Origin of the sequence: Mucilaginibacter sp., from assembly GCF_039925265.1 — a bacterium.
Classification (GTDB): domain Bacteria; phylum Bacteroidota; class Bacteroidia; order Sphingobacteriales; family Sphingobacteriaceae; genus Mucilaginibacter.
This window is the reverse complement of the sequence record NZ_JBDSZG010000038.1, coordinates 42,733-53,579: the sequence shown is the minus strand read 5'-3', so window position 1 is coordinate 53,579 and position 10,847 is coordinate 42,733. Positions and strand designations below refer to the sequence as shown.

Annotated in this window: 7 protein-coding genes; 3 read left to right on the top strand and 4 right to left on the bottom strand. The window is 44.3% G+C overall.

The genetic code is table 11. From position 1 onward, the window contains the following. Positions 1–195: 195 nt before the first annotated feature. Entirely contained in the window at positions 196–4,221 is a 4,026-nt protein-coding gene (locus tag ABIX36_RS17610; RefSeq protein ID WP_348083483.1) for a two-component regulator propeller domain-containing protein, read from the bottom strand. A 271-nt stretch (positions 4,222–4,492) separates the two neighbouring features. Here ABIX36_RS17610 and ABIX36_RS17605 point away from each other — a divergent pair, with 271 nt between their 5' ends. Beyond that, positions 4,493–4,855, top strand: a complete 363-nt coding sequence (locus ABIX36_RS17605; RefSeq protein ID WP_348083482.1) for a hypothetical protein — start codon at positions 4,493–4,495, stop codon at positions 4,853–4,855. A 57-nt stretch (positions 4,856–4,912) separates the two neighbouring features. Further along, the gene (locus ABIX36_RS17600; RefSeq protein WP_348083481.1) at positions 4,913–5,533 is read left to right on the top strand and encodes a DUF2238 domain-containing protein; all 621 of its coding nucleotides are present in this window, start codon (positions 4,913–4,915) and stop codon (positions 5,531–5,533) included. Here ABIX36_RS17600 and ABIX36_RS17595 read toward each other — a convergent pair. Both ABIX36_RS17595 and ABIX36_RS17590 read right to left on the bottom strand, forming a co-directional pair. Further along, positions 5,530–6,021 (bottom strand): cupin domain-containing protein, encoded by a 492-nt coding sequence (locus ABIX36_RS17595; protein WP_348083480.1) that lies wholly within the window; start codon positions 6,019–6,021, stop codon positions 5,530–5,532. The genes ABIX36_RS17600 and ABIX36_RS17595 overlap by 4 nt on opposite strands. 100 nt (positions 6,022–6,121) lie before the next feature. Then, positions 6,122–6,694 (bottom strand): fasciclin domain-containing protein, encoded by a 573-nt coding sequence (locus ABIX36_RS17590; RefSeq protein ID WP_348083479.1) that lies wholly within the window; start codon positions 6,692–6,694, stop codon positions 6,122–6,124. Positions 6,695–7,101: 407 nt separating this feature from the next. Here ABIX36_RS17590 and ABIX36_RS17585 point away from each other — a divergent pair, with 407 nt between their 5' ends. After that, positions 7,102–7,893 carry a phosphatase PAP2 family protein gene (locus ABIX36_RS17585; RefSeq protein ID WP_348083478.1) on the top strand — a complete coding sequence of 264 codons (792 nt, stop codon included), beginning with the start codon at positions 7,102–7,104 and terminating at the stop codon, positions 7,891–7,893. Between the two features lie 113 nt (positions 7,894–8,006). Here the strand turns inward: ABIX36_RS17585 and ABIX36_RS17580 are convergent, their stop codons facing one another. Further along, entirely contained in the window at positions 8,007–10,742 is a 2,736-nt protein-coding gene (locus ABIX36_RS17580; protein ID WP_348083477.1) for a family 78 glycoside hydrolase catalytic domain, read from the bottom strand. Positions 10,743–10,847: the final 105 nt, after the last annotated feature.

Below are 10,847 nucleotides of genomic sequence, written 5' to 3'. Positions count from 1 at the left end.
GACCCGTTAAAGTTCATTTAGTTTGTTGGTTAATAATTGCACCGTAAGTATTAAATGTAGAACTTACAGTTATTGGTTAAGACGAAATAAGGGTATTTTTTTTTAAGAAGAGAGGGGTAAAACTGTAAAATTAAGGGGGGTAAAATTGATAATTAAGTATTTTCTATATAATTAATCCCAAATTGGCAATTTTCTTTACCGAAATGTTTGCTCTACCGAATAGTTTTTATTGAAAGCCTGGCGGTGTTGTTTAATAAACTCCGATGGCTTAATGCCGAACAGCTTGATAAACTGTTCTCTGAAATACTTAATATCGTTAAAACCGGTATTAAACGCGGCCTCGTTAACGTTACAATTGGTATTGATCATCATCTCGGCTGCTTTGCGCAGGCGCACAAACCGCACAAAATTATTTACCGACTGCCCACTGATGGATTTTATCTTTTTAAACAGACTCGAGTAGCTCATCCCCATTTCATCGGCGATGGTTTTTACGTCGAAATCCGGTTCCATCAGGTAATTTTCGATGATGGCTATACACTTGTACAAAAATTCTTTATGATCTTCGGAGATGTTGCGCGTGGTAGATTTAAGGGTTACTTCGTTGTAAAAATAGTTCTGCAGCTCGCGCCTGTCCTTCAAAATACCCTGCACACGTGCCACAAGCAGGTCTTTCTCAAACGGCTTGGTTACAAAATCAACCGCTCCTACCTCTATCCCCTTTAGTTTAACCTCAGGGTTGCCGTCTCCGGTAAGCAATATAACGGGGATATGACTCAGCGATGAATCTTGTTTTATAATGCGGCAAAGGTCGATACCCGAAAGGGCACCCATGGAAATATCACTGATAACAAGGTCGGGCAGGTGTTTTTTGATCAGCTCCAGGCCTTCTTCGGCGCTTTTTGCCTCAAACGTTTTATAACGCTCCTTAAATATCTTTCGGATATAATCGCGCAGTTGCTCATTATCGTCAATAATAAGGATGGATTGCCTGTCTGATATCAGTAGTTCAAAATTGGCAACTTCTTCTTCGGCCGGCTTTTCATTTATCGCCTCGCCGGTTATCAATTCGTCTATCAGGTGCTGGCTTGGCTCAATGCTTTCCGGCTGGGTGTTTGATTCTTGCAATCGCTTTTTGGGCAGGCTAACCGTAAATATGGTACCTTTAAGGTTGCTACCTGTGTAGGAGATGGTTCCGTCGTGACTGTTGATAAAACTTTTAGATAAATAAAGCCCGATGCCAAAGCCGGTTTTAAGCGAAGTATTATCTTTTATCTGGTAAAATTTATCAAACAGCTTTTCGCCGATACCCGGGGCTATGCCGCAGCCATTATCCTCCACCTTTAAAATAACGCTTTTATCTGTTTCTTCCAAGGTGATATCTATCTCGCCACCTATCGATGTGAATTTTATGGCGTTGGAGATGAGGTTAAATATCGCTATCTCTATCTTCTCGCGATCTGCCGCTATAATAAGCTCCTGAACATCAGAATGATAACTGTATTTAATGCTTTTAATTTTTGCCTGGTGTAAAAAACAGGCGTATACATCTTTAGATAGTTTGGCAAAGTTGAGGTTAACCACATTAAGGCTATCGTTTTCGCTTTCTGTTTTTCTGAAAAGCAGCAAATGATCTACCAGGCCCAAAAGGCGGCGGGCATTGCGGTAAATGGTGTTTAACTCATCGCTGTGTTTATTGCCATCACTTTGCAGGAGGTCCTTTATCGGGTTGATAATAAGCGTAAGCGGCGTACGGAACTCGTGCGAAATATTAGTAAAGAAAGAGAGTTTCTTTTCATTCAGTTCTTTTTCGCGCTCAACTTTCAGGTTGGCTATCTCTACCTCGTATTTCAGCTTTGTTTGCCTTATCCGATACAGCCAAAACCAATAAATAACGGCAGATAACGCCGAGATGTAGAGCAGGTACGCCCACCAGGTACGATACCAGGGCGGCAAAACGGTAATCTGCAGGGTTAGTTGCCTGCCATTCCATTCGCCGGCGCTGTTAGTGGTCTTTACCCTCAATATATATTTGCCCTCGTTTAAGTGGCTGTAGTAAGCTGTTTTAATTTTGCCAACGTAGTTCCAGCCATGATCCCAGTTCTCCAGGTAATAGGCATAATTCAGTTTATCAGGAAAAGAATATTCGGGCGCTGTATAGTCAATGGCCAGCGTAGCTTCATTATAAGACACCGTGATTTGTTTAAGATCAACCACGGCGTTACTGTTGGTGTAACTAACATTCCCATCTATCGGTTTATTATTGATCTGAAGCCCTGTAAACTTTAATTCGGGATGGTGCAGCGCTACGCTTATGCTATCCGGATAAAATATATTAAAGCCATTGATGCCTCCAAAAGCCAATTCGCCGGAACTTAACCTTACCGCTGCATTAAAATTAAACTGGTTGCTTTGCAACCCGTCTGAAGCATAAAAATTTTTAAAGGTGTTGTTCTTCGAATTATACTCTGTTAGGCCATTGTAAGTGCTCGCCCATAACTTCCCGCTGCCGTCAACAACAACATTCAGCAGCGAATTGCTGGGCAAGCCATCCGAGCGTGTAAAGCGTTTTAATGTTTTAGCCGCGATGTTATATCGCAACAGCCCGCCGCCCTCGGTACCTATCCACAAGTTACGTGCGTTGTCCTCTGTGATAGACCTTACCGCGTTCTTCACCGTAATAAATTGGTGTCGCTTATCTAAGGTGTCTATTTTTATAAGCCGCGAATAATCGCCGGCCCAAAGCGTACCGGCCTTATCTTCAAAAATGGCGTGGATGTTGGTTAGCTGGTTGTCAAACACTTCAAACCTATCGGCCTTTCGGTCATATTTATACAGCGTACCGCCACGCGTGGTGCCCGCCCAGAGGTTGTTGTGGCTATCCAGGTAAAGCTTCCATAAGTTTTTATCGATGGCTTTGGTGGTGCTGTTATAGCAATCGTAATGAATAAATCTTTGTGCTTGCGCGTCGAACCTATCAATACCTCCGCTAAACATCGCGGCCCAAAGTTGTTTTTTCTTATCATGTACCAGGCTCACCACAAAATTACTACGTAGGGACGAGGCATCTGAATTATGTACATAATTAGTGAATTGGTTCGTTTTGCGGTTCCAGTAACTTAATCCGCCACCATCGGTACCTATCCAAAGGTTATGAAGATAGTCCTCGCAAAACGATATGATAAAATTATTAACTACACTGTTTTTATTAAAGGGGCTATGGGTGATCAGTTTAAACTGGTTGCGCCTGCTATCTAAAAAACTTACGCCTCCCCTAAGCGTAGCAATCCACATGCGCTGTTCGTTATCCTGGTAAACCATACTGATAGCATCGCTATGCAGGTTATTATTATCGCCTGCGCCACTAACAATATACCTAACCGCATGGCTGGCCGTATCTAAAACATTTACGCCACCGCCGTTTGTCCCCAACCACAACTCCCCCGATCTTGAAAATTTGATATCAACAATATTCTCGTTATTTAGCTTAACTGCGGCGGTGACTTTCGATAGTGATTTACTTGTTAAATTATAGGTAAAAAGGCCATTGTCGGTACCTATCCAAACCTGGTGCCTGGCGTCTGTTAAAATGCAGTTGGCATACTGTATGGCCTGGCTTACTACTTCAATTTTACTGTTTTGCCTATTAAGCTTGCACAGCCCAACGTTGCGTATAAATACCCAAATGTTGTTTGCACCATCAATAGAAAATGCTTGCACACTATAGGTTTTATCGCCATTTGGCAGAGCGATCTGTTTGCTAACAGAATCGCCGGCACGGCAAATAAAAAGCCCGGCGTAATCGGTACCGGCATAAACATTCCCCTTATTATCAGTTTGCAGGGAAGTAATGTTATTAGCTATTTTCTGTACGGCAGTACTTCCGGCACCTTTAAAATAAACCGGGTGAAAGCGCGAATCGGTATAATCAAAGTACACCAGGCCCTTTAATGTCCCCGCGAAGATGTAGTTTCCCGAGCCGGCCACGCGGTTAACGTGGTTATCATTTAATGAACCCGCGTCCTCCCAAACATTCCTGAAGATTTTTACGGTACTACCGTCATATTTATTGAGCCCGTCATAGGTGCCTATCCAAACAAAACCATGATGGTCTTTATAAACACTGGTAACAGCGTTGTTAGAGAGTCCCTGTTCGATACCTAGGTACTGTACAGACTGTTGCCCAAAAGCGCAAACGCCCGATAATAAAATACCGGTCATAAGTAAGCAAACGCACTTGAGCAATAAAACTCTCTTCATCAAACTGGCTATAATTGGTTTTCCATAGCAAACAAAACTACTCATTGTTAACTATAACTTTATACCCGAAAATTATCTCTTATAACCGTTTATTATCTTTTTGAAAAAACACGGCTATATAATTCACCTGCGAAACAGAGGATAACCGCCATCATTATGATCGGGGCTTTGTGCGGATCTTTTTTACGATGCCGGCATTTATTTTTAGCTTGGCCTCAGTTTATATTAACCCATGCTAAAAGCTTACAAATTATACACCGGCGAAGACGGACACTCACATATTATAACAGGAACAGTAAACGAGGGCATACTTAACCAGGCCTCTACTATCCGTTTCCAGGAATCGCCGCCGCATTCATTTTACGATTGGCATAACGCCCCTGCCTGCCAGTACGTAATAAACCTGCTGGGTACGCTGGAATTTGAAACATTCCCAGGCGAAACATTCACATTAAACCCCGGGGAAATACTGGTTGCCATGGATACCACCGGCACTGCCCACCGGTGGAAAATGAAAGGTGAAGACCCATGGAGACGCGTTTACGTAGCCTTTGACGAAAGCCTGCCCGTGAATTTTGTAGAGGATAAAGAATAATAGCCGCAGTTTACCGTCCCGCGGCGAACTGTTTGCTTTTTCTTTATACCTTACCGCATGAATAAGCATGTAGTTTTAATTATACTCTTCTTTGCGGGACTCGTCCTTTCGGCTATTAACCCGCACGATTATTTCACCTGGATACTGGAGGTTTTCCCGGCAATAATTGGTTTTATAGTGCTGGTGCTAACCTATAAGCGCTTTCAATTCACTTATTTAACTTATGTGATGATATTGCTGCATTGCTATATCCTGTTTATTGGCGGGCATTACACTTACGCTGAAGTGCCGGCCTTCAACTGGATTCGCGATACCTTCCACCAGGCACGCAACAATTATGATAAAATAGGGCATTTTACCCAGGGCTTTGTACCGGCTATCATAGCCCGCGAGTTATTTATCCGCTGCGGAGTTATCCTCAAAAAAAGTTGGGTGGCATTCTTAACCGTATGCGTTTGTATGAGCATCAGCGTAACCTATGAATTTATCGAGTGGTTTGTATCGGTAACATCCGGCTCCAGTGGCGATTCTTTTTTAGGAACCCAAGGCGATATATGGGATACCCAAAGCGATATGCTTTTTGCTACCATAGGCGCTATTTGTATGGTGATATTTTTTAGCAGATGGCAGGATAAGCTGATAGATGATGTGCAGATGCGAAAAAACGTACAGGTTTAAGGCCTGCATAAGCGTTCAAATAGTCCCTCGTTGCCAGGGTAGTTTGTTAGCAATTCTTCCTTCTTCGCCATTTCAAATTCGCCGAACTCAAAGCCGGGCGCCACGGCGCAGCTAACCAGCGTATAGCCGGTTTTAGCAGTTACCTCTGCCGCGAACCACAAACCGGCGGGTACAACTAAAGATAAGTTTCCGCCCGGCTGATCTGAAAGTTGCAGCGGTTTATGCTCTCCTTCGGTAGTTATTACATGCACGGTAAGCGGCGCGCCTTTATGAAAATACCAGATCTCATCGGAAGAGATCTTATGAAAGCCCGAATAATCTTCCCCCTCTAATAAGTAATAAATGGAAGTACAGGCTTGCAAAACCGTATCGGCACCTACCCTGTTCACCTGTTGCCTTGAACGGAACACTTCTTTATAAAAGCCGCCCTCGGGATGCGGCGAAAGCGATAATTGTTCTATCCAGTAAGCGGCGTTGGGTTCTTGCATGGTATGAATTTATTAGGGCCAAATGTAAAGCATTACCAAGGTTTTTAAAACACAAAACCCGGCTTTTGGCCGGGTTTTGTTGAATAGTGGTATCATACGATTATTTGGGCAACAGTACGCCGTTTATACCGTCAACAATGCCATTAGCCCCAATCAGATCGAATAACGTTACCTGGGCAGAACTGCCGGCGGCGTTGGTTATCTGCAATTTACTTCCTGCTAAGGAAAGCGTAAGCGTCTGTCCGTCTAAGGTAGTAACCGTTGCTTTACCTTTGCCAGCCTTTAGAGCGGCAATGATCTCTTTTTTACCATATTTACCGGTAACCACATGGCCTTTCAGTATCGAAGCCAATTTCGCCGGATCTTTTTGCAAACTATCAAGTTTTGCTGTGGTCAACGAGTTATTGTGTGGAGCAAATATGGTATACGGCCCACCTGTTTTTAAAACCGAATCGAGCTTTGCAGATTTTACAGCTGTTAACGCGTTACTATAATCAGCGTTGCTGGCCAGGGCACCTACTACATCGCTCGCGGCTTCTACCGCAGGGGCTGCTGCTTTAGCGGTATCCTGTGTGGTTTTCTTGGTGGTGTCCTGTGTGGTTTGTGCAAATACGCGGGTGGCGGTCAAATTCAATACTAATAAGCCTGTCGCTAAAAAAATGGATCTTTTCATGTTGTTCCTGTTTTAGATTTTCTGTTTTTTACTTGATTGATTAATGCGTAATTGTTTATCGTATAGCAACAGTTTTTTAAGTTTATTAACTTATAGATAACTACAGGAGCGGAAGATTGTTTAATAAAAATTCATTTTGGGTCCCGATATCCGGTTATTTATACCTTTCTAAATGCAAAGGAACACCTACAGGCCTACGCCAAACCGCTAACTATCAACATCAAAACCTTACTGCTTCCTAACCCAAAAACGAGGTTATTTTTATTTAAATCCATACTCAATATTAACCCAACTAAAACAAATTGTTAATATCTACGTCATTTTACGTAATATGTAGCGCCATACAACGTTTCTACAGATTGTTTTTCTAATTAGCAACATTTAATAATTTTCAGTATATATCCTCTTTGAAAAAGATCATCATCATACTCCTGAGCATTGCATCACTAAGTGTTAACGCACAGATCAAGGTAAGTACAAAAGACTCGTTGAAAACAGATTCGGCTAACCTGCTGGCCCTCCCAGATACTGTGAAGCATTTAAAAACCGCCTGGCAATCATTTATCCCGCCGGCTGCGTTTATCACCTACGGTGCCTTATCATTTAATGTAAAAGCCATCCGTAATTTGGATTTCAGTATTGATAAGGAAGCCCAAAAAGACCATCCCGGAAATCTTTTCCCGGTAGAAAATTACCTGCAGTACGCACCAATTGCCCTGGTATATGGTTTAAATTTTGCCGGCGTGCATGGCAAAAATACTTTTATTGATAGGTCGATACTACTGGGGATGTCTGAAGGTATTTTCGGACTGGTAACTTATGGTTTAAAGCGTTCGTCGGATAGGCTTCGCCCAAACGGTGCCGACAGGAACTCTTTCCCCTCCGGGCATTCGGGTAGCGCATTTGTGGCCGCAGAGTTTATAGCGCAAGAGTACGGCGAAAAATCGCCCTGGTACGGCGTATTGGGTTATACCTGCGCATCGGCAACTGCGGTGCTGAGGGTTTATAATCACAAGCACTGGTTCAGCGATATCGTAGCCGGTGCCGGTTTTGGGATACTTTCTACCAAAGCCGCTTATGCTATCTACCCCTTATTCCGGAACAAATTATTTCACGATGATAAATCCAACAAGCAAACGGTGATCATGCCTACTTATAGCGAAGGCGTTGTTGGGTTTGTGTTTACCAAGCAGTTGTAATCCTTTTTACGTCATTGCGAGGAACGAAGCAATCTCTAAGTAATACAAGCCGCCTTGCATAGCCAACCTGCTTATCGGGAGATTGCTTCGTACCTCGCAAATGATGGTGATTTTTACTTCACGGTCGCCTTTTGCACCTCTATTGGCGCTGTAAAATGGTACGTGCCCGAGCCAAGCTCCACCATAATGTAATTTTCTTTGCTGTTGGCCGGCTGATAAGGCTTGCCGTTTTTTAGCGGTTTGCCGCCATCCGTCACATTCGCGGCATCTTTTGCTGGTATGTATACCGATGCAGTGGTGTTAACCGGTATCTCCACATCAAAATTAAGCCTATCGCCCCCAATTGCCCATGCCGAACTTACCGTGCCGTAGTACGTTTGCAAACTTGCCGATGCGTTGGTAAAGCCGCCACCGGGGTGAGGCATTATTTTAATATGCTTATAGCCCGGGCCATCGTTATAGGTATCCAACCCAACCATAACGCGGTACATCCAATCGCCGATGGCACCGTAGGAGTAGTGGTTAAAGGAGTTCATGGTCGGTGTTTCGAAGGTCTTATCGGGTTTTATGCCATCCCAGCGCTCCCAAATGGTGGTAGCGCCCATTTTTACCGGGTATAGCCAGCTTGGATAGGTATCCTGCAGTAGTAGTTTATAAGCCTCGTCTGTATAGCCAAACCGGCTGAGTACATGGCAAAGGTAGGGCGTACCTAAAAAGCCGGTGGTAAGGTGGTCGTTATACTTTTTAATATTATCTACCAGCCTTGCTGCGGCCTGTGGACGCAGGTCCTCCGGCAGCATATCAAAATTAAGGGCGAGCACGTATGCGGTTTGCGTACCAGATACCATACGGCCATTGCTGGTCACATATTCCCGCACAAATGCATCCTTTATGCGTTTTAAGTTTTTCCCGTAAGCTTCGTAATCGTCGGTTTTGCCTAAAACCTGTGCCGCGTTTATAAGCAACTGGGTAGAGTACGCGTAAAAGCACTGTGCTATGAGGTATTTATCGGTTACGGCAGATGTACCGTCGGTATCGTCGTTCACGCTGTAAAACAGCCAGTCGCCAAAGTGGAAACCGGTGTTCCAAAGGTCGTCTTTAGCCTGGTTCTTCATGTAATCAACCCAGGCTTTCATACTGCCGTACTGGTCTTTCAACACCTGTTTATCCCCATAGGCTACGTACATGTTCCAGGGTATTACGGTAGCGGCCTCGCCCCAACCGGCGCTGCCCACTGCGCCTTTGCCCAAAACATTCGGAACTACAAATGGCACCGCGCCTTTTTCGGTTTGGTCGGCAGTTATGTCCTTCAGCCATTTAGAGAAGAAATTATCTACATTCATATTAAATGACGCGGTACGCGAAAACACCTGTGCGTCACCAGTCCAGCCAAGTCGCTCATCGCGTTGCGGGCAATCGGTAGGCACATCCAAAAAGTTACCTTTTTGCCCCCATTGAATATTATGCTGTAACTGGTTCACCAGCGCGTTTGATGAACTGAACGAGCCTGTTGGGTTCATATCCGAATACAATGCAACCGCGGTAAAATCGTCGGGGTTAAGGTCAGCATTGTAGCCCTCCACTTTAATAAACTGAAAACCATGGAAAGTAAAATGCGGTTCAAATAATTCCACCCCGTCGCCGCTTAAAATATAAATATCCTGCGCTTTGGCAGCCCGCAGGTTATCGGTATAAAAATTACCGTCCTTATCTAATACCTCGGCATGGGAAATGGTTATCTTCTGCCCCTTTTTGCCTTTCAGCCTTATTTTTACCCAACCCACCAGGTTCTGCCCAAAATCTACAATATGCTCGTTCTTTTTTGTTTTCAGCACACGCAGGGCTTTAAAGGTTTCGTGCTTGCGGATAGGTTCGTTATAGGTAGCCAGCAGGGTTTTAAAGCCATAGTCCATTACCTGTACGCCGCTCCAACCGGCATCGTTATAACCGTTAAGCGCCCAGCCTTTTTTTATTTTACGGGCATCAATGGTTTCTCCGTTATAGATCTCGGCATACGTTATCTCCCCTGTTGATGATTTCCAACTGCCATCGGATAGTACTACTTCTGATGTGCCATCTGCATAGGTTACATGCAGCTGAAACAGCAATGCAACGTCTTTTCCATAAAAATTTTGATTATTGCTGAAGCCAATTAATCCACGGTACCATCCACTGCCGAGGGTAACCCCTACAACGTTATTGCCTATGGCCAGCAAATCGGTAACGTCATAAGCCTGGTATTGCAGGCGTTTGCCGTAGCTTGTCCACCCCGGGGTAAGGTAGGCATCGCCAACACGGTGCCCGTTTATCTGGGCCTCATACAGGCCGTGCGCAGTGATGTAAGCGATAGCCGAACTTACCTTTTTTGTTGAGCTAAAGGCCTTCCTGAACATTGGCGAAGCCCGCAAACTATCTTCGGTAAAACCCGGACCGATCCATTTTGCCCGCCATTCGGTTGTATTGAAAAGAGAGGTGATCCAGTAGCCGGTTTCGCTCCATGCCGAGGCTTTTTTGGTGTTATCCCACACCTTAACCTGCCAGTAGTATTTGGTATGCGATGAAAGCGCCTTACCCTTATAACCTACGTGTACCGAAGAATCGGAAGCAACCTTTTTAGAGTCCCATATGATCTTACGGAAATCGGAATGAGTGCTTACCCTTATTTGATAGGCCGTTTGGCTAACGTTAAAGGCGGCAGATGCCAGTTCCCAGGTAAAACGTGGCTGCGTGTTATCGAGCCCGATGGGGTTAGTTCGGTTTTCGCAAAGTATTTTGTTTACAGAAATTTGGGCCTGCGCAAAGGTGGCAACCAACGTAAAGACGGTAACGAGGGTAAAAATTCTTCTCATTTTTATACGATAAAAAGCGAGGTGCAAACACCCGCCGGAGGTTTATGAATGGGCGACAAAAGGTAGCATTTATCCGTGTGCGTTACAAACGCATTGAGCATGTTT